20 protein-coding genes and 1 pseudogene are annotated in these 25,600 nt (G+C 48.2%); 12 read left to right on the top strand and 9 right to left on the bottom strand.

Translation table 11 applies throughout. The annotated features are described in order from the left end of the window. Window positions 1-130: 130 nt before the first annotated feature. The 3 genes from M2134_RS10430 to M2134_RS10420 are packed head-to-tail and all read left to right on the top strand — an operon-like array spanning window position 131 to window position 5,321. Window positions 131-3,394 (top strand): DUF2723 domain-containing protein, encoded by a 3,264-nt coding sequence (locus M2134_RS10430; RefSeq protein WP_280750644.1) that lies wholly within the window; start codon window positions 131-133, stop codon window positions 3,392-3,394. 3 nt (window positions 3,395-3,397) lie between these two features. Next, window positions 3,398-4,012, top strand: coding sequence for a polysaccharide deacetylase family protein (locus M2134_RS10425; RefSeq protein WP_280750643.1), 615 nt, complete (start codon window positions 3,398-3,400; stop codon window positions 4,010-4,012). A gap of 19 nt (window positions 4,013-4,031) precedes the next feature. Further along, window positions 4,032-5,321: a S28 family serine protease gene (locus M2134_RS10420; protein WP_280750642.1), complete on the top strand. Its 1,290-nt coding sequence runs from the start codon at window positions 4,032-4,034 to the stop codon at window positions 5,319-5,321. A gap of 75 nt (window positions 5,322-5,396) precedes the next feature. Here the strand turns inward: M2134_RS10420 and M2134_RS10415 are convergent, their stop codons facing one another. The 7 genes from M2134_RS10415 to M2134_RS10385 all read right to left on the bottom strand — a co-directional run bounded on the left by M2134_RS10415 (window position 5,397) and on the right by M2134_RS10385 (window position 10,408). After that, on the bottom strand, window positions 5,397-5,978 hold the full coding sequence (locus M2134_RS10415; protein WP_280750641.1) for a hypothetical protein: 582 nt from the start codon (window positions 5,976-5,978) through the stop codon (window positions 5,397-5,399). A gap of 14 nt (window positions 5,979-5,992) precedes the next feature. Continuing rightward, entirely contained in the window at window positions 5,993-6,481 is a 489-nt protein-coding gene (locus M2134_RS10410; RefSeq protein WP_280750640.1) for a sigma-70 family RNA polymerase sigma factor, read from the bottom strand. Window positions 6,482-6,610: 129 nt separating this feature from the next. After that, the gene (gene folE / locus M2134_RS10405) at window positions 6,611-7,192 is read right to left on the bottom strand and encodes a GTP cyclohydrolase I FolE (RefSeq protein ID WP_280750639.1); all 582 of its coding nucleotides are present in this window, start codon (window positions 7,190-7,192) and stop codon (window positions 6,611-6,613) included. 81 nt (window positions 7,193-7,273) lie between these two features. Next, window positions 7,274-7,774: an SPOR domain-containing protein gene (locus M2134_RS10400; protein ID WP_280750638.1), complete on the bottom strand. Its 501-nt coding sequence runs from the start codon at window positions 7,772-7,774 to the stop codon at window positions 7,274-7,276. A 13-nt stretch (window positions 7,775-7,787) separates the two neighbouring features. Beyond that, a complete protein-coding gene (gene tpiA, locus M2134_RS10395) occupies window positions 7,788-8,543 on the bottom strand; it encodes a triose-phosphate isomerase (protein WP_280750637.1) in 756 nt (251 codons plus the stop codon). 34 nt (window positions 8,544-8,577) lie between these two features. Further along, on the bottom strand, window positions 8,578-9,849 hold the full coding sequence (locus M2134_RS10390) for a BT_3928 family protein (protein ID WP_280750636.1): 1,272 nt from the start codon (window positions 9,847-9,849) through the stop codon (window positions 8,578-8,580). Between the two features lie 10 nt (window positions 9,850-9,859). After that, window positions 9,860-10,408, bottom strand: coding sequence for a DUF1599 domain-containing protein (locus M2134_RS10385; RefSeq protein WP_280750635.1), 549 nt, complete (start codon window positions 10,406-10,408; stop codon window positions 9,860-9,862). Between the two features lie 206 nt (window positions 10,409-10,614). Between M2134_RS10385 and M2134_RS10380 the strand changes: the two genes are divergently transcribed. From M2134_RS10380 to M2134_RS10370, 3 genes are read left to right on the top strand one after another with little or no spacing between them, the layout of a single operon-like run. After that, the gene (locus M2134_RS10380; protein ID WP_280750634.1) at window positions 10,615-12,162 is read left to right on the top strand and encodes a PglZ domain-containing protein; all 1,548 of its coding nucleotides are present in this window, start codon (window positions 10,615-10,617) and stop codon (window positions 12,160-12,162) included. Between the two features lie 21 nt (window positions 12,163-12,183). Beyond that, window positions 12,184-12,603 (top strand): tRNA (adenosine(37)-N6)-threonylcarbamoyltransferase complex ATPase subunit type 1 TsaE, encoded by a 420-nt coding sequence (tsaE, locus tag M2134_RS10375; protein WP_280750633.1) that lies wholly within the window; start codon window positions 12,184-12,186, stop codon window positions 12,601-12,603. Between the two features lie 7 nt (window positions 12,604-12,610). Beyond that, a complete protein-coding gene (locus M2134_RS10370; RefSeq protein ID WP_280750632.1) occupies window positions 12,611-12,847 on the top strand; it encodes an immunity 17 family protein in 237 nt (78 codons plus the stop codon). Here M2134_RS10370 and rnr read toward each other — a convergent pair. Further along, window positions 12,834-15,008, bottom strand: a complete 2,175-nt coding sequence (gene rnr / locus M2134_RS10365; RefSeq protein ID WP_280750631.1) for a ribonuclease R — start codon at window positions 15,006-15,008, stop codon at window positions 12,834-12,836. The genes M2134_RS10370 and rnr overlap by 14 nt on opposite strands. A 21-nt stretch (window positions 15,009-15,029) precedes the next feature. Further along, window positions 15,030-16,103, bottom strand: a complete 1,074-nt coding sequence (locus tag M2134_RS10360) for a DUF1343 domain-containing protein (RefSeq protein ID WP_280750815.1) — start codon at window positions 16,101-16,103, stop codon at window positions 15,030-15,032. 797 nt (window positions 16,104-16,900) lie between these two features. Between M2134_RS10360 and M2134_RS10355 the strand changes: the two are divergent. The 6 genes and pseudogenes from M2134_RS10355 to ribD all read left to right on the top strand — a co-directional run. After that, a pseudogene (locus M2134_RS10355) lies at window positions 16,901-17,071 on the top strand (ORF6N domain-containing protein); the annotation flags it as partial. Window positions 17,072-17,265: 194 nt separating this feature from the next. Further along, window positions 17,266-20,553, top strand: coding sequence for a leucine--tRNA ligase (gene leuS, locus M2134_RS10350; RefSeq protein WP_280750630.1), 3,288 nt, complete (start codon window positions 17,266-17,268; stop codon window positions 20,551-20,553). Between the two features lie 4 nt (window positions 20,554-20,557). Next, window positions 20,558-21,436, top strand: a complete 879-nt coding sequence (locus M2134_RS10345) for a YitT family protein (RefSeq protein WP_280750629.1) — start codon at window positions 20,558-20,560, stop codon at window positions 21,434-21,436. A gap of 162 nt (window positions 21,437-21,598) precedes the next feature. Continuing rightward, a complete protein-coding gene (locus tag M2134_RS10340) occupies window positions 21,599-22,180 on the top strand; it encodes a non-canonical purine NTP diphosphatase (protein ID WP_280750628.1) in 582 nt (193 codons plus the stop codon). A 1-nt stretch (window position 22,181) separates the two neighbouring features. Then, window positions 22,182-24,509: a two-component regulator propeller domain-containing protein gene (locus tag M2134_RS10335; protein ID WP_280758176.1), complete on the top strand. Its 2,328-nt coding sequence runs from the start codon at window positions 22,182-22,184 to the stop codon at window positions 24,507-24,509. Window positions 24,510-24,534: 25 nt separating this feature from the next. Then, window positions 24,535-25,593 (top strand): bifunctional diaminohydroxyphosphoribosylaminopyrimidine deaminase/5-amino-6-(5-phosphoribosylamino)uracil reductase RibD, encoded by a 1,059-nt coding sequence (gene ribD / locus M2134_RS10330; RefSeq protein WP_280758175.1) that lies wholly within the window; start codon window positions 24,535-24,537, stop codon window positions 25,591-25,593. Window positions 25,594-25,600 lie beyond the last annotated feature (7 nt).

Below are 25,600 nucleotides of genomic sequence, written 5' to 3'. Positions count from 1 at the left end.
TTTGCAAATAGGAATGGTACAATTTATGATCACTTCGTACGTTAGGTATTTAGAGTAAATGTTTACCTTTGCGGCATCTCTCCGGGAGGAGTAGACAAACATTATTTCTGATAATTCTATATTTGCAAATATGAGAAAATACAAACTTATCAACAATGTGTTGGGATGGGTAGCCTTTCTGATCGCTACCACTGTGTACCTGATGACCATGGAATCGTCGGCCAGCTTCTGGGATTGCGGCGAATTTATATCTTCCGCGTATAAACTGGAGGTAGGCCATCCGCCGGGTGCTCCTTTCTTTATGTTGACAGCCAATATTTTCACTCAGTTGGTGTCGGATGTGAAACTGGTGCCGGTCATGATCAACTCCATGTCGGCCGTTTTCAGCGGATTCACCATCTTGTTCCTTTTCTGGAGCATCACCCACCTGGCGCGTAAGGTGGTCCTGAAAGAGGGCGAAGAAGCTACTTTGCCTCAGCTTATCATTATCATGGGTAGCGGACTGGTAGGCGCTTTGGTGTATACCTTCAGTGATACCTTCTGGTTCAGTGCGGTAGAGGGCGAGGTATATGCTTTCTCCTCCCTGTTTACGGCGGTGGTATTCTGGCTGATCCTGAAATGGGAGGCGGTGGCCGACAAGCCGCAAGCCGATCGTTGGATCGTATTGATTGCCTACCTGATGGGGCTGAGTATCGGTGTCCATCTGTTGAACCTGCTCTGTATTCCGGCTATCGTACTGGTTTACTATTATAAGAAATATGAAAACCCGACGATGAAAGGCACACTGATCGCCCTGGGTATCTCGTTTGCTATCATCGCTCTGATGATGTACGGTGTCGTACAGGGGCTGGTAGAGGTATGCGGTTGGTTCGAACTTTTCTTTGTCAATACCCTGGGTATGCCTTACAATTCAGGTGTTTTCTTTTATCTGATCTTCCTGGTGGCAGTGGTCGCCTGGGCTATTTGGGAAACCATGCGCCCCACGGTCAATGCGACGCGCATGAAGATCGCTTTTATCCTTTCTATAGCCTTGATGGGTATTCCGTTTATGGGGGATGGATATATCTTAGGTATTCTGTTGATTGCTGCCCTCGCGACTTATCTGTTTATGAGTAAGAAGGTAGCGGTGAAGGCGTTGAATACCATTATGGTCTGCCTGATGGTGATTATTGTGGGTTATTCTTCATACGCGTTGATCATCATTCGCGCGACAGCCGATACCCCGATGAACCAGAACAACCCGAGTGATATCTTTACCCTGCGCTCTTACCTGGCGCGTGAGCAGTATGGAAGTACACCTTTGATCTACGGAAACAACTATGTGGCTGAGGTGAAGCGCACGGTGGAAGGCCGCAATTGCATAGCCGTTTCCAAGGAGGGAAATCCTACCTGGAGCAAGGTGATCAAAGAAAATGAAAACGAAAAGGATCGCTACTATGTATCTCGCCATGAAACCGTCTATGAATATATGGACGAGTTTAAAATGTTTTTCCCGCGTATGCACAGCCAGGATCCGCGTCATATCGAAGCCTATAAAGAATGGGCGAACATCAAAGGCACGCCGGTTACCATCAATTCGTGTGGGGAGACGCGCACGGTGATGAAACCTACCTTTGCCGAAAACCTCCGTTTCTTCTTTACCTATCAGTTGAACTTTATGTACTGGCGCTATTTCATGTGGAACTTCTCCGGCCGCCAGAACGATATACAGGGACAGGGAGAGATACAGAACGGAAACTGGATCACCGGTATCAAATTCATTGATGAGGTATTGGTTGGTCCGCAGGATGATATGCCTTATGATATTGTCAATAATAAGGGGCATAATAAATATTATATGTTGCCGCTATTGTTGGGTGTCCTGGGCTTGTTGTTCCAGGCCTATTCCGGCAAGAAAGGCATCCAGGGCTTCTGGATCACCTTCTTCCTCTTCTTTATGACGGGGTTAGCTATTGTGCTCTACCTCAATCAATCGCCACTACAGGTGCGCGAACGCGATTACGCCTACGCCGGCTCGTTCTATGCCTTCTCTATCTGGATCGGCTTCGGGGTGGCAGCTGTGGCTCGTTTGCTCCGCCAGTATCTCAAGCTCTCGCCTATGGTAGCAGCGGTTATCGCGGCGGTGGCTTCGCTGTTTGTGCCTATTCAGATGGCTTCTCAGAACTGGGACGACCACAATCGCGCGACACGTACGATCGCCCGCGATTTCGGAAGCAATTACCTGGAGTCTTGCGAACCGAATGCGATTCTGTTTACCAATGGTGACAACGATACCTTCCCGCTCTGGTATGCGCAGGAGGTAGAGGGCATCCGCACCGATGTGCGCGTATGTAACACCAGCTACCTGCAGACCGACTGGTATATCAACCAGATGAAGAAAGGCGCCTATGAATCGGCACCGCTGCCTATCTCCTGGCAACCGAAAGAGTATGTGCAGGGAGGAGCAAGAGATATCGCTTACCTGACGAACGGCATAGAGACGGTCGACCTGAAAGCAGCTTTGAACTTTGTGCGAAGCGATGATCCGAAAACCAAACAGCAGGTTGCCCTGGGCAGAAGCCTGACCTATATCCCTTCGCAGAAACTGGTCTATCCGGTTGATAAAGAGGCAGTGCTTCGCAATGGCATCGTGTCGGAGGAAGAGGCGGATTATATTCTCGACGAGATGGTGATCGACCTAAGCAATAAAGAGATACTTGGCAAACAGGAGTTGATCATCCTGGATATGTTACAGACAAACAACTGGGAACGCCCGATGTATTACGCGATCACCGTATCGCCCGACCAATGGGTGAACCTACGCCCATACTTCCGTCAGACGGGGCTTACCTACCAGATCACGCCGATACCGGCACAGGGTACGGTTATGCAAACCGATTCGGAACGGATGTACGATAATGTGATGAACCGATTCCGTTGGGGTGGGGTAGACAAACCGGGTATGTATCTCGATGAGAACGCCCTGCGTATGTGTCGCACAGCCCGTATGTCGATCTTTGCCAACCTGGCAGCAACCCTGCTTGCTGAAGGCGAGGAAGAAAAGGCATTGAACGTATTGGATCGGGGTATGCAGATGCTGCCTCCCGAAAATGTGCCGTTGGATTATACCGCTTTGGACTTCGGACAGTTCTACTATGAACTGGGTGAAATGGAAAAGGCGGAAGAGATCATGAACGGTATCATCGACAATGCCTTCCGCAACCTGAACTGGTATTATCGCCTGAAACCGGGTCATCTGGCCTCTGTGCAGAATGAGATACAACATAACCTGGCGGTTATCCAACAGATACTGCGTGTCAGCAAGGAGTTTAACCCTGAGTTTGTAGAGAAGTATCAGGAAGAGTTCGATAATTACCGGATGGCCTGGGCGACGAGTAAACGAGCGAACGACTAAGCGATGTTTATAGAACAACCCCCTTGGCTTTACAGGGCTTTGTTCCCGGGAACGGTCTGGCGGCTTCCCGCGGTCGAAAAATGCGTGTATCTCACGTTCGACGACGGGCCTATCCCCGAGGTCACTCCCTGGGTATTGGATGTATTGGACGAGTATGATGTGAAGGCAACCTTCTTCTGCGTGGGTGATAATGTGCGCAAATATCCGGATGTCTACCGGATGGTGCTTGAGCGTGGACACCGGGTGGGCAATCATACCTTCAACCATATCCAGGGCATTCGTTTCTGGACAAAGAACTACCTGGCGAATGTGGAGAAGGCGGCCGAATTGATCGACAGCCCCCTGTTTCGCCCGCCGCATGGACATATGCGCATGCCGCAGATATGGTCGCTGCGCAATAAATACCGCATCATTATGTGGGATGTTGTTACCCGTGACTACAGCCCCCACCTGACGCCGGAAGAGGTGTTGGACGTGGTGAAGCGGTATACCCGCAACGGCTCCATCATCGTCTTCCACGATTCGTTGAAGGCGGAAGAAAATATGAAATACGCCATGCCTCGCGCCATCGAATGGCTGAGGCAGGAAGGATATACGTTCAAACTATTTGATGATTAACCTTAAACACAAATCAATTATGCAACACTTACGTCATTTACTACTCGTTTCGCTTCTTTTTATCTCTCTCTTTGCCACTGCGCAAACAGAACTGAAGCAAAAACTGGAATCCCTGCCGGGGATCAGTGGTATTGAACAACTGGAATCAGAGCATTTCGGGGAGAAATACCTGGTGCGTATCACTCAACAGCTCGATCCGCACAATCCGGCAGCAGGCACCTTTACGCAACGTCTCGTGGTATGTCATGTGGGCTTCGACCGGCCGACCGTTTTGGTAACCGAAGGATATGGAGGTGCTTATGCCCAGAATCCGCGCTACCGCGACGAATTGTCCGAACTGTTCAACACCAATATCGTGCATGTTGAATACCGCTACTTTATGGAATCGACGCCCGAACCGCTCAACTGGGACTACCTGACAACGGAAAATTCGGCTTACGACCTGCACAACGTGACCACGACATTCAAGCAACTCTATCCCGAGAAATGGATTAGTACAGGCATCAGCAAGGGCGGACAAACCACCCTGCTCTATCGTACCTGGTTCCCGGACGATGTGGATATATCCGTGCCTTACGTGGCTCCGCTCAACTGGGGCGTGGAAGACGGACGGCATGAGCCTTTCCTGCGCAAGGTAGGCACGAAGAAAGAACGCAAGCTGATCGAAGGGTTCCAAAAAGAGGTGTTGAAGCGTCGCGCGGAAGTCATGCCTTTACTGGAAGCGTATGTCAAAGAGAAAGAGATGAACTTCCGTGTTGGGCTGGATGAGGTATTGGATTATTGCGTGTTGGAATATCCTTTTGCCTTCTGGCAATGGGGCACTTCGGTGGCGGTTATTCCCGCGCTCAATGTGTCTACGGAAGAGATTTTTAAGCATTTACTGCAGATTAGCGGACCGGATTATTTCACGACCGATCCCTATATGGCGTCGTTCTTCGTACAGGCTGCCAAAGAGATGGGTTATTACGGATACGATACACGTCCGTTTAAGAAACTGCTCTCTATCAAATCGAGCAAAGGATACCTGGATCGCCTTATGCTGACGGAGACAGCCAAGCCGATCACCTTCGATCGCGCGGCGATGTATGACAAGGTGTACAACTACCTGAAAGAGAACGATCCGAAAATGATCTGTATCTATGGCGAGGTGGATCCCTGGAGTGCTACCCGCGTGCCCGATTTCAAAGGCAAGGAAAACCTGCAGATCTACATCGAACCCCGCGGCAGCCACCGCGCCCGCATTAAAACCCTTCCCGCCGATATGCAGGAACAGGTGAAGGCGCAGATTCTTCAATGGATTGAAGAGTAATTATGAATTGTGAATTATGAATTATGAGACAGATTGCTTTTCTGTAATTCATAATTCATAATTCACAATTCATAATTATTCCCTAAATTCCTCCAACTCCTTCAGGCTTTGTTCGATGGCGGCGATGGTTTTGTTTTGGAAACGAATCTGCAGGAATCCAAATAAAGCCCCTACCGCGAAAGCACCTCCCATTGTCCATAAGCGCCAGGCGTCCAATAATAGGTTAGATCCCTGGAAGAGGAAAAAGCCTATGACCACTAAGGCGGCAATCAGCATGCCGTAGGTATAATTCCATTTCACAATCCATCGGTAACGCAGCATCAGGCGATTTAATTCGTAGATGTTTTTTGTCTCCGTATTGAAGCGTAAGAGGCAGGACATCTTCCAACTCTCCATGCCCAGGTAGAGCACCATAGCGCTTTCCAATAATAGGAAAGAGGGGAAGGTCATAAGGGTGTTCTTCCATATGAAAGGGAGGAGGATGCTGAAAATGCCTATCACAATCAAGCCCAATAGGTCGTAGCGAAACAACCGGCTTTGTGCCGAGTTGGCGCGGTTCTTTATCATCTCTTGGATGATGCGTTTATTCAGGATCTCATTCTGTTCCAATCGCTCGTTGAGGCTTCCCCAGTTTTCTTTTAATTTATCTATATCCATAACGACTCAGTGTATTAACTATTCGACATTGTTTTTAGTTTCTCTTTGATACGCATGAGTTTAACGGCTACATTGTTCCGGGAGAAACCGGTGATCTCGGCTATCTCCTGATAGCTTTTCTCTTCGAGCCAGAGGAGGATAAGCGCCCGTTCCATCGGGTTCAATCGGTTGGTCATCCCGTATAATTCCCGGATCTGGGCGGTTTTACTCTCTTCGGAAGCCAGGTTCTCCAGGTCGACCGTGATCGGTACCACTTCCGGTCGCCCTTTCGATTTGCGGAAAAAAGAGACACAGGTATTCAAGCCGATTTTGTAGACCCAGGTCGACACTTTGCTCTCACCCCGGAAGTGAGGAAAGGCTTTCCATAGGTTGATCACTACCTCCTGATACAGATCGTTCAAATGATCGGCATCGGTAGCATACATATAACAGACTTTGTAGATTACCCGCTTATAGCTTTCTACCAAAGCCATAAACTCTTTTTCCCGTTGTTGTGCATCCATTTTATTCATCGTATCTACACAATCAGTCGCAGGAGAGAGAAAAAAATTACAAGAAGAAATTATGAATTGTGAATTATGAATTATGAAAGGGACAATTTCTTCTCATAATTCATAATTCACAATTCATAATTATCTAATCAGGTTGATAAACTCTTCCCGTGTCTTAGCTTGCTGGAAGAATCCGGTGAAGTCGGAAGTAGTCGTGAGGGAGTTTTGTTTCTCGACGCCACGCATCTGCATACACATATGCTGGGCTTCGATAACAACCATCACACCCAGGGGATCGAGGGTGTTCTGGATACAGTCTTTGATTTGTGTTGTCAGGCGTTCCTGTATTTGCAAGCGGCGGGCGAAGATATCGACGATACGCGGGATCTTGCTCAAGCCGGTGATATAATTGCGCGGGATATAGGCGATATGTGCCTTCCCAAAGAAAGGGAGCATATGGTGTTCGCACATAGAAAAGAAATCGATGTCTTTGACAATCACCATTTGTTTGTAGCCCTCCTCCTGGAACATGGCGGAGCGAAGCACGGCTTCAGGGTCTTCGGTATATCCTTTGGTCAGGAATTGCATGGCTTTGGCGACACGTTCGGGCGTTTTCAGTAAGCCTTCGCGGTTGACATCCTCTCCCAAAAGCCCGATAACGGCTTTGTAGTGAGCCACCAGTTCCTCGTTGGCTGTCATTGCTTTTTCAGTTACTTTTGGCATCTTTTTTTAATTGAAAGTTGAAAATTGAAAGTTGAAAATTGAGAACTATTTATTTTCAACTTTCAACTTTCAACTTTCCATTTAATAAATAGGTATTCGTACTTTATCACTCACAATATACATCTCTTTCCCATAAGCGGGGAAGGCTGCGGTCAGCTCCCTCAACAAATGGTAGGCCTCTTCATGCGTGCGGAAGTCGCCAACGCGCAGTTTCCAGAAAGGGGCATCGAACGTGATATAGGCAGAGAGTTCCGGAAGAAGTTCTTTGATCTCTTTTTCCTTTTGAGAAGCCTCTTCCCGCGAGAGCCGCTGGTTGTTGCCGGAGAACACCTGCACCCGGAAGCCATCGAACACCAGGAACGATTCCCCATGGCTGTTCTCCACCTGCACACCATATTGCGGAGCGCCCACCAAGCGGCGGATACTCTCCGATTGATGGATCACCACGGTTCCTTTTCCCGGTTCGACTTTCTCGAGCGAGTCGAAGATAGATTCCCTGACAACCGTTTCTTCCTGTGCGAATGAGGCAAAGGTAGAAGCGGAAAACAGAAGGATCAGCCAAAAGAACGAATACTGCTTCATAGAATAAGTCGAATTAAAAGGCTTCGATAATCGGCATGAATTTGTCAACGCCTAATGAAGCGCCACCAATCAAGCCACCATCTACATTCGGCTTCGCCACCAGTTCGGCTGCGTTTGCCCCATTCATGCTTCCTCCGTAAAGGATGGTACAATCATCGGCGATCTGTTCGCCATATTTCTTCGCGATCGTTGCGCGGATGTGTGCATGGATCTCTTCTGCCTGGTCAGCCGTAGCTGTTTTGCCGGTACCGATAGCCCAAACCGGTTCGTAAGCGATCACGAGCTTAGCGAAATCTTCCGGAGAAAGATCAAACAAAGAACCTTCTACCTGTTCGTCAACCACCTGGAAATGTTTTCCGGCTTCGCGTTCTTCCAATACTTCACCGATGCAGAAGATCGGAGTCAGCCCGTTCGCCAATGCCAGGTTTACCTTTGTTTTCAGTATCTCAGCTGTTTCGTGATAGTAAGCACGTCTTTCAGAGTGTCCCAGGATCACATATTTAGCTCCGGTAGAAGCTACCATAGCGGCAGATACCTCTCCGGTGTACGCTCCTTTTTCCTGATCGGCACAGTTCTGCGCTGCCACACCGATCTTATCGGTATCGATCGCGGCCGCTACGCTTGCCAGGTGAGTAAAAGGAGTACCAATCACTACGTCACACTTCAAGGTTTTGCCTTTCAAGGCTTCGTTTAATCCTTTTGCCAGTTCCAACCCTTCAGCCAGGGTGGTGTTCATTTTCCAGTTTCCTGCGATAATGTTCTTTCTCATAACCTAATAAATATCAATATTTAATTAAAAAAAATTAGTCCTTCTTCTTACGGCGACGATTACGGAAATAATCATACACCCAAACAAGCAACAAAGGTACGGCAAAAGTCAATAGGTTGGTAGGTAACGACCTGCCTTCTTTCAGTGTTATTTTGCCCGGCGCGAAATAGGGATCCATCACCTCTTTCACCTCCTCTTCGGCAGGAATATCGCGGTAATGCCATTTCCCCAATACCGTGCCCCCTTTGAGCAATACCAGTCCGGGGTTGGAACGGATGATTGTTTTCAATAGAATATCGTCGGCATACAAAAACGAATAGTCGGCACCCATATACTCTTTCCAGCGGGTCACGGCATCCGCGCCCGAACCGGTCACGCCATAGAACGACAATCCGTTGTCGAGCGCATAGTCGTAGACGCTATTGATCTCATCGACATAGTCGTCGTTTGCCTTTTCGATCTTCGGGAAGATAAGGAGGAAGACTCCTCTCTCGTCTGACAGGATCTCATCTGCCCAGTCGGCATCCTGCTCATCATACAGGATAAAGGATTCCACCGGCGGTATATAGCCCTCTTTGACCAACGTCGTTTTCGATTCCACAAACGTCCAGCCGCTTCCCTCTTCGGGGATATCGTCGAGCGAGAAGGTTTGTTGCTTTCCCTCTTTTTCGTACACAAAAGAGTAGCTGTATTCCTCTTCCGCCGCCCCTTCGGGTATACTCATCAGTTCCGGAATATTGGCTCCTACCTTGTAGGGGCGGAAATCCAGAATCGGCAGATGGCGGTAGTTGTGTACCGAAAACAATATACAGAACGAGAACGACCAAAGCGCCACAAACCAATAGACCCGAAACGTATATACCTGAAATATCTTCTGGTTGTAGATAAATGCAAAGATAGCAGCCGCCAGAAGCACGACATTCTTTCCGAACGTCTCCCAGTTGGTCAGTATCAACGCGTCACCAAAGCATCCGCAATCCGATACCGGATCGAACAGCGCCAGGTAGAGCGTCAGCGGAGTCATGAAAGCCATGAAAAGTAGGGTCAATAGCGAAGCGTAGCGTCGGTAGACACCCAACAGCATGCAGACACCCAGCATAAACTCGATAGCCACCAGGTTGAAGGAGACCAACATCGAGAAGGAGTCCAATTTCTCCAATCCGAAAGCCATGAGGTAGTCGCCGATCTTAATCGCGAACCCCACCGGATCGATTGCCTTGACAAATCCCGAGAAAATAAAAACCACACCGAGCAGCAGCCGACTGCACTCGGCAAAAACCTTTATAGCTGTCTCTTTGTATTTCATCTATCGCTTCTTATTGTTCTTCGCCTTCATCGAGTTTGATCAACCCGAAAAGGGCGTAATTGATCATATCCATATAATTGGCATCGACCCCTTCCGACACCAATGTTTGCCCCTGGTTACTTTCGATCTCCTTCGTGCGGTAGATCTTCATCAGGATGAGGTCAGTATAGGAGCTGATCCGCATACTGCGCCATGCCTCGTCGTAGTCATGGTTCTTGGCATACATCAGTTCCTTGGTGGTCGTGATATGTTTATCATACAACGCCAATGCCTCTTCGGCGGTGATGTCCGTCGTATCGGCAAAACCCAGTTCGAGCTGGATCAAGCCGATCACCCCGTAGTTGACGATGCCGATAAACTCCGGGCGTATGCCCTCGTCTACTTTGCTTATCCCTTTGATTTCCAGGCTGCGTATGCGGTTTGCCTTGATAAATATCTGATCGGTCACCGATTGTGGACGCATAATGCGCCAGGAAGGACCATAGTCCTTCAGTTTCTTTCCGAACAACTCCCGGCATCCGGCGATCACCTGGTCGAATTGCTTATTCGTATCAGCCATAATAATTTGCTTTATGATGCAAATATACCATTCCCGCAGGACTTTTCGAGCATACCGCGCGATAAATTTGTGTATGAGGCGATTCGGTGAAAAGCGCGCCGCTTTTTTTCAAATGTTAAAAACCAAGCGGATTATATAAAAAAACGAGAGTTGTCGTTTGTTTAATAGGGTTTATGTAATTTTGTAGCACACATATAACAAAAAGGATGGTAAGAAAAGACAGAATACTTTGGGCGGACGATGAGATCGATCTCTTGAAGCCGCATATTTTATTTCTACAGGATAAAGGGTATGACGTCACGCCGGTTATCAGCGGACAGGACGCCATCGATTGCATCCGGGAAGAGAGTTTCGATATCATCTTTCTGGATGAAAATATGCCCGGGCTCTCCGGATTGGAAACACTGGCGGTGATCAAAGAGATAAACCCCAATATCCCTGTGGTGATGGTGACCAAAAGCGAAGAGGAGAGCATTATGAACCAGGCTATTGGCAACAAGATAGCCGATTACCTGATCAAGCCGGTGAATCCGAATCAGTTACTGCTTTCCATCAAAAAGAATGTACACAAAAACGATATTATCAGCGAAACAAAGACATCCGGCTACCAACAGGAGTTTGGACGTATCGGCATGCAAATCAACGACTCGCTGACGACAGACGACTGGATCGAGGTCTATAAAAAGATTGTCTACTGGGAGTTGGAACTCGAAGGCGGGCAAACGCAGATGGATGATCTGTTGCGCATGCAAAAGACAGAGGCCAATCAATCGTTTGGGAAATTTATCCGGAAAAACTACGAAGGATGGATCGAACGCCCGGAAAGCCGGCCGTTGATGAGCCCCGACTTGTTCAAAAAGAAGGTGTTCCCACTTCTGGACAATGACGAAAAGGTCTTTTTTATCCTGATCGACAATTTCCGGTTGGACCAATGGCGGGTAGTAAAAGAACTGTTGGTTGATTATTATACTTTTGAAGAAGATCTTTATTACAGCATCCTGCCGACGGCTACGCAATACGCCCGGAACGCGATCTTTTCCGGCCTGATGCCGCAACAGATCGAAAAGATGTTTCCTGAACTATGGATCGATGAGGAGAGCGAAGAGGGAAAAAACCTGAACGAAGCGCCTCTGATCCGCACACAACTGGAGCGTTTTCGTAAGAATTACAGCTTCTCTTACCATAAAGTATACGACTCTGCTTACGGCGAAAAGCTGATCCAGCAGGTCTCTTCCCTGACGCGTCATCCGCTGAATGTGATCGTGTTGAACTTTGTCGATATGCTTTCCCATGCCCGCACAGAGAGTAAGATGATCCGCGAATTGGCACAAAGCGAGGCGGCCTACCGCAGCTTGACCAAATCCTGGTTTCAACATTCCACCGCCTTGGAGCTGTTTCGCAAAATAGGCGAAAAGGGCTACAAGGTGATCCTGACCACCGATCACGGGACGATCCGGGTCGACAATGCGATCAAGGTGATTGGCGATAAGAATACCAATACGAACCTGCGCTACAAATTGGGGAAAAACCTTGGCTATAACCCCAAAGAGGTGTACGATGTGCGCGATCCGGCAAAGATCGGTCTGCCGTCGCCCAATCTGAGCACGAAATATATATTCGCGCTCAACAATGACTTTTTTGCTTATCCCAACAATTACAATTACTATGTTTCTTACTACAAAGACACATTCCAGCATGGAGGTATCTCGATGGAAGAGATGATGGTGCCTTTTGTGACCATGACACCCAAATAAAATCAGATAGACGAAAGAAATATGAATGCAATTCAGATAACCAATATAGATACGATTCACGAGAGTGCCCGAGCGTTTATCGAGGCAATGGACGACCGAACGGTTTTTGCTTTCCACGGAGCCATGGGCGCCGGAAAGACTACCTTGATCAAAGCGATCTGCGAGGAGTTGGGCGTTACGGATGTGATCAACAGCCCTACCTTTGCCATTATCAACGAATACCGCAGCGAGACAACGGCAGAGTTGATCTATCATTTCGATTTTTATCGTATCAACAAACTGAGCGAAGCGGAGGATATCGGTACGGAAGACTATTTTTATAGCGGCGCCCTTTGCTTTATCGAATGGCCGGAAAAGATTGAAGAACTGTTGCCTTCCGATACCGTGCATGTCACGATCGCGGAGAATCCGGACGCCACCCGTACGGTAACGATTGAATAAACCGCGTATGACGATCCCCGAATACCTCCTGTTAGCCCTGTTTTTCTTGATGGGACTCTTCACCTGCCTGGCTTCTCTGTTGAACTTCAACTGGTTTTTTGAAGCCCGGAAAGCCCGTACGGTGGTCGGTACGCTGGGACGTACCGGCGCACGTATCTTCTATTTCTGCCTCGGTATAGCGTTGATCGCCTGTTCGGTGATGGGCTATTTGCAATGGTCGGCAGGCACCGCTATACCATCATAAAATCTAATTGTTTCCGTTCCAGATTGGCTTGTACGACTTTGATGGTGATTGGGTCGCCTAAGCGATATTCGCGTCCGCGGCGGCGTCCGACCAGGCTGTAATTCTTTTCATCGAATTCGTAGTAGTCGTCGTCGAGATCGCGGATAGGTACCAGCCCTTCGCATTTGTTTTCGTTGAGTTCCACGTAAAGTCCCCATTCGGTCACGCCAGAGATCACACCATCGAACACCATGCCCAGCTTGTCGCTCATAAACTCAACCTGCTTGTATTTGATCGACGCGCGTTCGGCATTGGCAGCGGTTTGTTCCATTTCGGAGCTATGATCGCAAAGCTCTTCTATCTTATTCTTTGGCACACTGCGTCCTCCCTCCAGGTAGCGTTCCAACAACCGATGCACCATCATGTCGGGATAGCGGCGGATAGGCGAGGTGAAATGTGAATAATGCGGGAAAGCCAATCCGTAATGCCCCACGTTTTCCGTGGAATAACGTGCTTTCTGCATGGCGCGAATGGCCAAAGTCTCGATCAGATTCTCTTCCGGACGCCCTTGTGCGCTGTCCAGTAGTTTATTGATGCTTTTGGATATATCGCTTTCGCTGCCTTCGGTCTTGAGCTTATAGCCAAAACGTCGGATGAAGGCGGCGAAGTTTTCCATTTTCTCGGGATTGGGCGCGTTGTGGATACGGTACACAAATGTCTTCTTCGTTTTCCCTTTGGGAGGCAACCCTACATATTCAGCCACCGTGCGATTGGCCAATAGCATAAACTCTTCGATCAGTTTGTTCGCCTCTTTGGCCTCTTTGAAGTAGACACGAAGCGGTTTTCCCTGTTCGTCGATCTCAAATTTCACTTCGTAACGGTCGAAGTTGATCGCGCCATTCTTGAAGCGGCGATCGCGTATGCGCTGAGCCAGTTGGTTGAGCATCAAGATCTCCTCTTTGTAGTCGCCTTCGCCTGTTTCGATCACCTCCTGCGCCTCTTCGTAGGTGAAGCGGCGATCGCTGCAGATCACTGTCCGGACAATCCGTGAGTTCTTCACGACAGCATTCTCATCCATTTCAAAGATAACCGAGAAGCAAAGTTTTTCTTCATCCGGACGAAGGGAGCAGATCAGGTTGCTCAATCGTTCGGGCAGCATCGGAATGGTGCGATCGACCAGGTAGACTGAGGTGGCACGCTTCTGCGCTTCTTTTTCAATAATGCTTTCCGGTCGGACATAATAGGTTACATCGGCAATATGTACACCAATCTCCCAGTTGCCATTCTCCAGGCGACGCATCGAGAGGGCGTCGTCAAAGTCTTTTGCATCCTTCGGGTCGATGGTGAAGGTGGTGATCTTACGGAAATCCTCCCGCTTGGCAATCTCTTCCTGTGGAATCTCTTCCGGTATGCGGTTGGCCGCCTTTTCTACCGCTTCGGGGTATTTATAAGGCAAGCCGAACTCCGCCAGAATCGCGTGCATCTCGGTGGTGTTGTCGCCGGCCTCGCCCAGAATATCAATCACCTGCCCGATCGGATTCTTATGTTCGTCGGGCCATTCCACGATTTTCACAATCGCTTTATCCCCGTTTTTCCCGCCCTTCAGTTTCTCTTTCGGAATAAAAATATCATTCGCCAGGGTCTTGTTTTCGGTCACCAAGAAGGCAAAACCTTTGGCTACCTGCAGTTTCCCGACGTAGGTGGTCTCTTTGCGTTCCAATACTTCCAGCACTTCTGCTTCCGGTTCGGCTCCTTTGCGTTTGGCAAAGAGTTGTACCTTCACCTTATCGCCGTCCATGGCATGCGCCGAATTGCGCTCGGCCACAAAGACTGCGGCGCTTCCATCTTCCGGCATAAAGGAGTTTTTCCCGTTGCTGCGGCGCATGAAAGTGCCCACTGCCTGTGTACCTAAATTATGTAATTTGTACCGTCCGCGGTCGATCTCCGTGATGAAATTATCGGCCGCCAGGTCATATAGGATGTCTACCACCTGCAATTTCTGCACCTGGTTCTCTACGCCGATCATTTTGCTGATCTGCTTGTAATTGAATGGTTCCTGTGGAGAGGATTGAAAGGCGGCAATAATCGCCGGTATCATCTGCTGTTTTTTCAGGCGTTTACCGCCCTGTTTTTTCTCTTTCTTCTCCGGTTTCTCTTTTCTTTTATTTTTATTTCTTGTCATAATGTGCTGTTTTTTTTCTTTTTAATACAATAAATATATCTGTCGCATTTCCTTGTAGGCATCCAGGTCTGCCTGCCAGTAGGCGCGTATCTCCTCTTCGGTCATGCCATTGGTCAGTTGTTGCCGAAGCTCTTTGGATCCGGCTAATAGGTCGAACCAGTCGGGGCGGGTGAAGAACTTCGCCCGGTCGTCGCCTGCCTTTTCCAGGAAATCGATCAGGAAACGAAGCGTGAAGCCTCCTTCAAAGGGCGTTTGCTGCAGGTCTACCCCGTAACACACCTTGTCTTTATGCATGGGGTTGGTGTCGAATCCCGGGAGTGAAACGGGCGTGAACTGGAAGTCGCCATAACTCGGATCGGGATACCCCAACACCTGGAACGGGAAATAAGTCCCCCGACCCACACTGATTCCTGTCCCTTCAAAGAGGCAGAGAGAGGGATAAAGGCGGATCGACTGGTCGTTCGGCAGGTTAGGAGAGGGCTTCACCGGCAGCCAATAGGGATCGCCATGCTGCCAGTTCTCCATCTCTACGACCGTGAGCCGGCAGGTGTCGGGCGTCGATTGCAGCCATTTTTCACCATTAATCATCCGAGCCAGTTCGCCCACTGTCAGCCCGTGCAACAATGGAATCTTATGCATACCGACAAACGACTCGAACCCGTCGCGGCGCATCGGCCCATCCACGAAGTCGTTCGGATTCGGGCGGTCGAGTACAATCACCTCTTTTCCGTTTTCCGCACACGCCTCCATCACATAGTGCATCGTGCTGATATAGGTATAAAAGCGGGTGCCTACATCTTGAATATCGAACACAACGACATCCAGATCGGCCAGTTGGGCAGCTGTTGGTTTTCTGTTACGTCCGTATATCGATACAATAGGAATGCCCGTGCGTTGATCACGGCTGTCGACAATCTCCGCTCCGGCATCTTCCGTTCCCCGGAAACCATGTTCGGGTGCAAACACCTTGATTATGTTGACCTTCTCCGCCAATAGCGTGTCTAATACATGTACCTGTGCATTCTCTAAAATAGAGGTTTGGTTCACCACCAGTCCAACCCGTTTCCCCTCTAACAGGGGCAGAATCACCTCCATCCGCTCTGCACCCAATCGCAATTTGGGTTGCTGTGCACTGAGACAGCTTATCAGACACAAACAAATGAAGACAACAGTCGTTTTCTTTAAACAATCTATTCCGTACATAAATACTTTATTCTAAGCCTTATGCAAACATACGGAAAAAATAGGCAATTTTTCATCTATCCCCCTTTTTTCGCAGAAGAATCGGAAGATCTTGAAATAGCTTCATCCGGTGAATGCGTAATTGAATTCAGGTAGTGTAATGATGAAGGTGGGATATATATTCATGGTTGAAGGGCATATAAAGAAAATCTTCCAAGATGGGAAGGTGGGGATTGCGCTGCAAGCGCGAGATTATGCATAACCGTATGCAAGCATAGCGCAGCTTACGGTATAGCGACTCCCTGTCAATCAAGCGCCGCAGGTGTGAGATCTGCCATAATCCCGCCCCCTGCGGGGCTTTTTATATAGAGGATTTACTACCGTAAGCTGCGCTACGCTTGCATACGGTTATGCATAATCTCACGCCTGCGGCGTGCTTTCCCACAAATCTTCACATTCCCTCCGATTTTATTATATTGTAAAAAAAATACGCCATCGTGAGATGAACCTTGAAATGGCTTTGCGCCTTTTGGTATTTTGTCATTTTGTCAAAATCGACCGAGTATTTTTCCGAAAACGTAGGGGTATTTAAAATTAGTCCCGCGAGTAACACTTTTTAACGTATCATATTGTAAAGCAAAATCGCCTTTTTGCTTACACTTTGATTTTTTGATTTTGATGCCTCATATGGCTGTTAAATTCGTTTGGTTATGCTGGATTATGACCTGGCGGAGATGTATGGAATTGAGACGAAAGTGTTGAATCAGGCGGTAAAGCGAAATATAATCAGATTCCCTTCTGATTTTATGTTTCAGCTTACAAATCAGGAAGATACCAACTTGAGGTCACAATTTGTGACCTCAAGTTGGGGAGGTTACAGATTTCGATGATATATACATCGCTTTAGCTGAATTGGCAAAAATCAATAAGCAAAAAGGAAATGATCCTATGCCCAAAATAGGTTTCGCGAAGTAAGAAGCTGTTTTGAAATAATTAACTAACTTTGTGCGCTGTAAATGAGAGAGGATGCGGAGTGAGGTGTCCTCTAATTGTCTTATATAGAATAAATAGTAAAATGGAGTACAATTTCAGAGAAATTGAGAAGAAATGGCAGGCCTGGTGGAATGCCCATGCGGTTTACAAAGTGAAAGAAGATGCGAGTAAACCCAAATACTACGTGTTGGATATGTTTCCTTACCCATCAGGAGCAGGGCTACATGTAGGCCATCCGCTCGGATACATTGCTTCTGATATTTATTCCAGATATAAACGACTGCAAGGTTTCAATGTGTTGCATCCGATGGGTTACGATGCCTATGGGTTGCCGGCGGAACAATATGCTATACAAACCGGGCAACATCCGGCTATTACGACCGAAAAGAACATCGCGCGCTATCGTGAGCAGATGGATAAGATCGGTTTTAGTTTCGACTGGAGTCGTGAGGTGCGTACCTCCGAACCGGATTATTATCACTGGACGCAATGGGCTTTTATCAAGATGTTCAATAGCTATTATTGCTATGATGAACAGCAGGCCCGTCCGATTGAAGAATTGGTCAGCGCTTTCGAACAGGTAGGAACCGACGGTTTGAACGTGGCCAACGGAGGTAAGTATTCCTTCACCGCCGACGAGTGGAAAGCCATGAGCGAAAAGGAAAAACAGGAGGTATTATTGGATTTCCGGATTGCTTACCTGGGCGATACGATGGTGAACTGGTGTGCCGACTTGGGTACCGTTTTGGCCAATGATGAAGTGGTCAACGGGGTGTCCGAACGAGGTGGCTATCCGGTGGAGCAGAAGGTAATGCGCCAATGGTGTTTGCGTGTGTCGGCTTATGCACAACGTTTGTTGGATGGATTGGACACCATCGACTGGACCGATTCCTTGAAAGAAACCCAACGCAACTGGATCGGACGAAGCGAAGGGGCGGAGATTGTATTTCACCTCTCCCCCAACCCCTCTCCACAAGAGAGGGGAGAAAGAGACCCTAAAGGGTCTTTTAAGGAGACTACCGATTCGCGGAATTGGAATTTGTTGATTGATATTGCAAAAGAATACAGGGCTAATCAGACGGAAGCAGAAGATGCGCTTTGGCAAGCATTGAGGGCAGGGCAAATAGGTTATAAAATTCGTAGACAGCATATTGTAAATGGATATATTGCAGACTTTATTAATTTAGAGAAATCTGTCATTATTGAAGTGGATGGCGGCATACATCAAACCTCCGAGCAAAAGGAAAAAGATGAGCTGCGTACTCGGATTCTAAATGATCAAGGCTTCCAAGTAATCCGTTTCACAAACAACGAAGTACTAGCCAATCCCCAATCCGTTGCGAATCAAATAAAAGACTATTTAGATCAAAAAAGTATACCGAACACACCCCTCTCTTGTGGAGAGGGGACGGGGGAGAGGTGTTTTACCGTATTCACCACCCGTGCCGATACGATCTTTGGTGTTACCTTTATGGTATTGGCTCCGGAGAGTGAATTGGTAGATGTGTTGACAACCGCGGAGCAAAAAGAGGCCGTTGAGGCCTATAAGGCGGCCACTAAAAAGAAAACCGAACGGGAACGTATCGCTGAAAAGAAGGTGACCGGTGTTTTCTCCGGATCATACGCGGTCAATCCGTTGACGGGCGAGGATATTCCTGTTTGGATCAGCGACTATGTATTGGCCGGCTACGGAACGGGCGCCATTATGGCGGTGCCGGGACACGACAGCCGCGACTATGCGTTTGCCAAACATTTCAATCTGCCGATCATTCCATTGATCGAAGGCTGTGATATCTCTGAAGAAAGTTTTGATGCCAAAGAGGGCATTATGACCAATTCGCCCCAACCTGGGAAAGGGCTGGAAGGTGGTTTGGTGTTGAATGGCCTGGAGGTACAGGAGGCGATAGCCAAGACCAAACAATATGTGGAAGAAAAGGGACTGGGTAAGGTGAAGGTAAACTTCCGTTTGCGCGATGCCATCTTTAGCCGCCAGCGCTATTGGGGCGAACCGTTCCCGGTTTATTACGATGCCGATGGTTTGCCACAGATGCTTCCATTGGATAAGTTGCCATTGAAGTTGCCGGAAGTGAGTCGTTTCCTGCCTACAGCGGCCGGTGATCCTCCTTTGGGGAATGCAACGGTTTGGGCATGGGATATCCTGAACGAAGAGGTGGTGGATACCGCCCGGATTGATCATAAAACCATTTTCCCATTGGAATTGAATACCATGCCGGGCTTTGCCGGATCGTCGGCCTATTATATTCGCTATGAAGATCCGCACAACGACAAGGCGTTGGTTGATAAGGATGTGAATGCTTATTGGCAGAATGTCGACCTGTATCTGGGTGGTACCGAGCATGCGACAGGCCATCTTATTTATAGCCGCTTCTGGAATAAATTCCTGTTCGACCTGGGTATTATCAAGAACGAAGAACCTTTCCAGAAACTGATCAATCAGGGTATGATCCAGGGACGTTCCAATTTTGTGTATCGCATCAATGGAACCAATAAATTTGTATCGCTGAACCTGAAAGATCAGTATGAAACGACTCCGTTGCACGTTGATGTGAATATTGTCAGCAATGATATATTGGATCTCGAAGCGTTCCGTAACTGGAATCCGGAGTACAAGACTGCCGAGTTTATCCTGGAAGAAGATAAATATATCTGTGGATGGGCGATTGAAAAGATGTCTAAGTCGATGTTCAACGTGGTGAATCCGGATATGATTGTCGATAAGTTCGGTGCAGACACCTTGCGTTTGTATGAAATGTTCTTAGGACCGTTGGAGCAATCCAAGCCTTGGGATACGAATGGTATCGATGGTGTTCACCGTTTCCTGAAAAAGACCTGGGGACTGTTCTATAGCCGGGAAGGAAACTTATTGGTGACCGACGAGGCTGCTACGGCTGATGAACTGAAAGCATTGCACAAGCTGATCAAGAAGGTAGCATGGGATATCGAACATTTCTCATTCAACACATCCATTAGTGCCTTTATGATTTGTGTGAATGAGTTGACCAGCCTGAAATGCAATAAGAAAGCGATCCTCGAACCGCTGTTGGTGGTGTTGGCTCCTTTTGCACCGCATATCACGGAAGAGTTGTGGCATGTCTTAGGACACGAAACAACCATTTGCGATGCCGAATGGCCCGCGTACAACGAAGAGTATCTGAAGGAAAACAGCGTAACATACGCCATCTCATTCAACGGGAAAGCCCGTTTTAATCTGGAGTTACCGGCTGATATGAAGAAAGAAGATGTTGAAAAGGCAGCGCTTAGCCATGATAATTCCGCTAAGTGGATGGACGGCAAGGTGCCTAAAAAGGTAATTGTCGTACCTGGAAAAATTGTAAACATCGTCATCTAACTAAATGAGACCAAAAAAAGGGATCCATCGGATCTACCACCACGCCCAAGACTATGTGATCATCCTGATAGGATGTCTGCTTTATGGATTTGGCTTTAATGGATTTATCCTGGCCAATGGAATTGTAACAGGAGGACTTACCGGTGTTGCCACGCTGATCTATTTCGCGACGAATATACCGGTATCCGTCTCCTATTTTGCGATCAATATTATCCTGCTGGCTATTGCCTTCAAGATATTAGGTCTCAAATTTCTCTTAAAAACCATCTTTGGTGTATTTGCTCTTTCCCTGAGTCTCTCGCTTTTCGAGATACTATTGGGCGGAGTGCCTATCATTAAAGATCAGGTGTTTATGTCTATCCTTATCGGAGGGGGCATTTGCGGTACCGGACTGGGGTTGATATTCTCCGCCAACGGAAGCACCGGGGGTACGGATATCCTGGCGGCTATCATTAATAAATACAAAAATGTATCGATGGGTACCGGCTTGCTTCTCTTTGACTTCGTGATTATCGGTTCCTCTTATTTCATTTTCCACGATATTGAAAAGATTGTTTTCAGCTTTGTGGAAATGGGGGTAAACAATTATGTATTGGATCGGATCATCAACTCCAATCGCCAGTCGGTGCAGTTCCTTATATTCTCGCAGAAGTATGACGAGATTGTAGAGCGTATCCTGCAGGATATGGAGCGGGGATGTACGCTGCTTAACGGAGAAGGAGGCTACTCGCAACGCCCGATCAAGGTAATTGTGTTATTGGCCAAAAAGTCGGAATCGCTCACGGTGTTCCGCCTTGTCAAAGAGATAGACCCACAGGCCTTTATCTCCCAGAGCATTGTCCGGGGAGTCTATGGCGAAGGGTTTGATCAGATTAAGACGTAAGAATAGAAGTCAAAGAAGTCAAAGAAGTCAAAGAAGTTAAGAAGTTGGCTACTTTAACTTCTTAACTTCTTTGACTTCTTAACTTCTTATTCATACAATTAAAAGCATTTTCCTGCGTTATAAATAGCGTATGAAAATGCTTTTTTAATAGATAAAAACGATATGAAGCTTGTATTTGCAACCAATAATAAACATAAGCTGGAAGAGGTGAGAGCGATCTTACCCCCTACGGTCGAACTGGTCAGCCTGGCGGATATCCATTGCCAGGATGATATACCCGAAACAGCCGACACCCTGGAGGGGAATGCCCTTCAGAAGGCTCACTATATAAAAGAACACTACGGACTGGATTGCTTTGCCGACGATACAGGCTTGGAAGTGGAGGCTTTGGGAAATGCCCCCGGCGTCTATTCCGCTCGCTATGCAGGTCCCGAGCACGATGCCCGGGCGAATATGGAAAAGCTGATCCGGGAACTGGCGGGAAAAGAAAACCGGCAGGCTCGTTTCCGTACGGTGATTGCCTTGCTCCTGGATGGCAAAGAGTATTGTTTTGAAGGGATCATCAATGGGACTATTATCGATGAGAAAAGAGGAGACGCCGGCTTTGGCTATGATCCGATCTTTATCCCTTCGGGCTATGATCAGACCTTTGCCGAAATGGGCAATGAGACCAAGAACACCATAAGCCACCGGGCGCTGGCTGTTCGGAAACTGGCTGACTTTTTATCTACTTTATCCGCCTGATATGAAACGAATACTATTTATTTTTCTGTTTGTCTTATCCGTTCATTCCTACGGCCTGGCGCAGGGTATAGGAACCTGGAAGTCGTATATGGCTTACGATAACACGACGATCGTGGCCGAAGCACATAACCGGGTGTTTGCCGTGGCGGACGGTTCACTCTATAGCTATGGGAAAGAGGATGAGAGTATCCGTACCTATGCGAAGATGAAAAGTGAATTGAGCGATATCGATATCCGCCACATGGCCTATCATCCGGAACTGAAAAAGCTATTATTGATCTACCAGAATGGGAATATGGATATATACGACGAAAAGGGTTTTACCAATATTCCTCACTTGATGATCAATACCTCTATTGCCGACAAGGAGATCTTTGATATCAATTTCCAGGGCGACTATGCCTATATCTCGGCGGCTTTCGGGGTGATGATGCTCCATATGGGAAAAGGGGAAATCAGCAATACCTATAAATTGCCCTATCAGGTCTATGCTACCTGTATCCGGGATAATAAGATATACGCGGCTACGGCTAACGGATTAAAGCAGGCCTCGATGAATGAGAACCTGCTCGACCCCTCTAAATGGGAGTCGTTCGATGTGAGCTTTCCGAAGGGGAATGCACAAAACGTGCGTAAGATTGTCTTGTTTCAGGATGCGCTCTGCTTTCTGATGAAAGGGGCGGGTATCTATTACCTGAAAGCCGACGGAACCGTCTCTACCCTGCTGAATGCCACAGATATTCAGGGGATGACGCTCCAGAACGATAAACTGTTGGCCTATTCTTCCAGTCGTGCCTATATCTCTTCTTCACTGACCAATACGCAGACCGTTAATACCGGTACGATCTATGGCATCTCGTCCATCAAAGAGAACACGTATTGGATCGCAGCCGGGACAGAGATGCTGAAAGGTATTCGCCAGAAAGACACGGCCAATGACTTCGAACAATTCCTTTCCGGCATCTATATCGAAGGACCGCGGATCAACCGGGCGGCTTCGATGATCTTCGACAGAGGACGTTTGTATATCGCTGCCGGAGGTAGAGGCATTGACCGGGATAATACACACGGCACCTTGACAATCTATGATACAGAGGAAGATTTTGCGGAAGATGCCTGGTTTACCTTCGACAGGAAAAAGATCAAGGAGCAGACGGGCGTCGATTTTAAAGATATCCTTTCCGTTGCCGTCGATCCGCAGGACAAAGAACATATTTTTGCCTCTTCCTGGGGCGAAGGGCTGTATGAATTTCAGGACAGGGAGTTGGTGAAATTGCATGACAAAGACAATAGTGCCCTGGAATCAGTCGATCCCAAAAGCCGCCATTATATTCGTGTGCAAGGCCTGGTGTTCGATCAAGACAATAATCTTTGGATGACAAACAGCGAAGTGGCGCATCCGATTCATAAACTAAAGCCGGACGGGACTTGGGATTCGTATGCCGATTCCGGCAACGACCTGAGCGGATCGGAGAGATACGCCGTCGATGAGATATTGGTTCGCTCCAATAATCACAAATGGGTGAACCTGGAAAGGGCGAAAACGGGTGTCGGCGTGTATGTCTTTGATGAGGTAGCTGAGACAGATCATTTCTTTCCTACGTTTAAGACCCGCAACACAGATGATGGCGTCATTAGTGCCAATGCTTACTATTGTATCGCCGAAGACCAGAACGGAGAGATCTGGATCGGTACGAACCTGGGACCGATCGTGATCCCGCTGCCTGAGATCGCCTTGAGCAATCCGGAAAATCTGTATGCCAACCGTCTTATACGCACAGGCGACGATGGCATGCCGGCTCTCTATATGGACGGAGTGACTGTACTGACCATCGTTATCGACGGAGGAAACCGCAAATGGATCGGCACTGACGGGCATGGATTATTCATTCTGTCGGAAGACGGAAAAGAGACCGTAGAACATTTCACGGCTGAGAGCTCACCGCTGCCTTCGAACCGGGTGGAGTCGATTGCGATCAATCCGGTCACGGGCGAAGGCTTTATCGGAACCGATAAAGGCATTGTCTCTTATATGGGTGGTGCGACCGAAGGACGAGAAAACTATTCCAACGTCTATGCCTACCCGAATCCGGTACGCCCCGAATATGAGGATCGGGTAACGATTACCGGACTTATGGCCGAATCGAACGTGAAGATAACCGATATAAACGGTAACCTGTTGGTGCAGGGCAAGTCGCTGGGTGGAGAATTTACCTGGGACTGCCGCAAACGCAACGGCGAACGCGTCTCTACAGGCATCTATCTGGTGATCGCCTCCGAGCCAAACCGGAGCGAAAGCGTGGTGACTAAGATCATGGTTGTCAAATAACAAATCTCCTTCGTAAAGAAATCACATGGAAGATAATCACTCTCTCTACATGAGGCGTTGCCTGGAGCTGGCACAAAAGGGAAAAGGATTCACTTCGCCCAATCCGATGGTGGGGGCGGTTGTTGTTCATCAGGATCGTATTATTGGAGAGGGATACCATCGTCGGGTAGGAGAGGCGCATGCGGAGGTCAATGCCATCCGTTCGGTGCGCGACCAGTCATTGTTGCAGGACTCCACCTTGTATGTTAACCTGGAGCCCTGCTCGCATTATGGGAAAACCCCGCCTTGTGCCGAATTGATTATTCAAAAGCGCATACCCCGTGTGGTGATCGGTTGCCTGGATCCTTATCCGGAGGTGTCGGGTAGGGGAGTCCGTATGTTATTGAAGGCCGGCGTTGAGGTGAAAACAGGCATTTTGGAGAACGAATCCCGCGCGCTCAACCATACTTTTATCACTTTTCAGGAAAAGAAACGCCCCTATATATACTTGAAATGGGCCGAGAGCGCCGATGGTTTTCTGGATCGGAACCGGGAAGACTATAGCGTGCCGGCTACTACATTCTCCCTGCCATCCACACGGCGGCTGGTGCATCAGCTGCGTGCGGAGGTCGATGCTATTCTGGTTGGGACGCGTACCGCGCTGTTGGATAACCCTTCGCTCACGCTGCGTCACTGGACCGGACGTCCTCCGGTGCGTGTGGTGATCGATCGTCATTTGAATATCCCTTCCCACTATCATCTACTCGATGATTCGGTGCCGACCCTTGTCTTTACAGCTCGTACGGCGGCCGCCACACGAAATACCGAATATATCGTTCTTGACTACGATTTGCCTGTGCTGCCACAGCTTTTGCAGGCATTGTATGAACGTCGCCTGCATAGTCTGTTGGTAGAGGGCGGAAGCCAATTGTTGACCTCTTTCCTCGAAGCCGGATTATGGGACGAAATACGCGTCGAAACTGCTCCGTTTTGCCTGGGCGAAGGCGTGAAAGCACCGGTTATCAGCGCCTCCTCCCTACCCTATTGCCGACAAGCGACGCAGACGATCGAAACGAACACCATCAGCCGTTTCACGACAGTTTGATCGCATT

Source organism: Parabacteroides sp. PM6-13, assembly GCF_029892605.1.
GTDB lineage: Bacteria > Bacteroidota > Bacteroidia > Bacteroidales > Tannerellaceae > QVMG01.
The sequence above is the reverse complement of the archived record's forward strand: the minus strand, read 5'-3'. Positions and strand labels throughout refer to the sequence as shown.

Bases quoted from the DNA above. Each gene is read 5' to 3' on its own strand.
- M2134_RS10380 (WP_280750634.1), top strand. From the start codon at position 10,615: ATGGTAAGAAAAGACAGAATACTTTGGGCGGACGATGAGATCGATCTC.
- M2134_RS10390 (WP_280750636.1), bottom strand. From the start codon at position 9,849: ATGAAATACAAAGAGACAGCTATAAAGGTTTTTGCCGAGTGCAGTCGG.
- M2134_RS10360 (WP_280750815.1), bottom strand. From the start codon at position 16,103: ATGGAGGTGATTCTGCCCCTGTTAGAGGGGAAACGGGTTGGACTGGTG.
- leuS (WP_280750630.1), top strand. From the start codon at position 17,266: ATGGAGTACAATTTCAGAGAAATTGAGAAGAAATGGCAGGCCTGGTGG.
- M2134_RS10415 (WP_280750641.1), bottom strand. From the start codon at position 5,978: ATGGATATAGATAAATTAAAAGAAAACTGGGGAAGCCTCAACGAGCGA.
- M2134_RS10345 (WP_280750629.1), top strand. From the start codon at position 20,558: ATGAGACCAAAAAAAGGGATCCATCGGATCTACCACCACGCCCAAGAC.
- M2134_RS10385 (WP_280750635.1), bottom strand. From the start codon at position 10,408: ATGGCTGATACGAATAAGCAATTCGACCAGGTGATCGCCGGATGCCGG.
- tsaE (WP_280750633.1), top strand. From the start codon at position 12,184: ATGAATGCAATTCAGATAACCAATATAGATACGATTCACGAGAGTGCC.
- M2134_RS10335 (WP_280758176.1), top strand. From the start codon at position 22,182: ATGAAACGAATACTATTTATTTTTCTGTTTGTCTTATCCGTTCATTCC.
- M2134_RS10410 (WP_280750640.1), bottom strand. From the start codon at position 6,481: ATGGATGCACAACAACGGGAAAAAGAGTTTATGGCTTTGGTAGAAAGC.
- M2134_RS10340 (WP_280750628.1), top strand. From the start codon at position 21,599: ATGAAGCTTGTATTTGCAACCAATAATAAACATAAGCTGGAAGAGGTG.
- folE (WP_280750639.1), bottom strand. From the start codon at position 7,192: ATGCCAAAAGTAACTGAAAAAGCAATGACAGCCAACGAGGAACTGGTG.
- M2134_RS10430 (WP_280750644.1), top strand. From the start codon at position 131: ATGAGAAAATACAAACTTATCAACAATGTGTTGGGATGGGTAGCCTTT.
- M2134_RS10425 (WP_280750643.1), top strand. From the start codon at position 3,398: ATGTTTATAGAACAACCCCCTTGGCTTTACAGGGCTTTGTTCCCGGGA.
- ribD (WP_280758175.1), top strand. From the start codon at position 24,535: ATGGAAGATAATCACTCTCTCTACATGAGGCGTTGCCTGGAGCTGGCA.
- rnr (WP_280750631.1), bottom strand. From the start codon at position 15,008: ATGACAAGAAATAAAAATAAAAGAAAAGAGAAACCGGAGAAGAAAGAG.
- M2134_RS10400 (WP_280750638.1), bottom strand. From the start codon at position 7,774: ATGAAGCAGTATTCGTTCTTTTGGCTGATCCTTCTGTTTTCCGCTTCT.
- M2134_RS10420 (WP_280750642.1), top strand. From the start codon at position 4,032: ATGCAACACTTACGTCATTTACTACTCGTTTCGCTTCTTTTTATCTCT.
- tpiA (WP_280750637.1), bottom strand. From the start codon at position 8,543: ATGAGAAAGAACATTATCGCAGGAAACTGGAAAATGAACACCACCCTG.
- M2134_RS10370 (WP_280750632.1), top strand. From the start codon at position 12,611: ATGACGATCCCCGAATACCTCCTGTTAGCCCTGTTTTTCTTGATGGGA.